The organism is Mesorhizobium sp. M8A.F.Ca.ET.208.01.1.1, from assembly GCF_004791315.1.
GTDB lineage: Bacteria > Pseudomonadota > Alphaproteobacteria > Rhizobiales > Rhizobiaceae > Mesorhizobium.
Map to the genome: position 1 here is coordinate 1 of NZ_SRUT01000372.1, position 289 is coordinate 289.

1 pseudogene is annotated in these 289 nt (G+C 71.3%); it reads right to left on the bottom strand.

Annotated features, from left to right (window positions below):
• Positions 1-289 (bottom strand): annotated as a pseudogene (locus tag EN851_RS35715) (hydantoinase/oxoprolinase family protein); the annotation flags it as partial.

Below are 289 nucleotides of genomic sequence, written 5' to 3' on the forward strand. Positions count from 1 at the left end.
GCCCAGCATGACATTGGCGTCGGTAACGGCGAGCGGGCCGCCGCGCCGGTAAGCGGCAGGCCCGGGATTGGCGCCGGCGGAATCGGGGCCGACGCGGAAGCGGCCGGCCTAGTAGTGCAGGATCGAGCCGCCACCGGCGGCAACCGTGTGGATGCGCATCATCGGCGCGCGGATGCGCACGCCGGCGACCTCGGTGTCGAAGGCGCGCTCATATTCGCCGTCATAGTGGGCGACGTCGGTCGAGGTGCCGCACATGTCGAAGCGGACGACTTTGCCGCAGCGGGCGAGC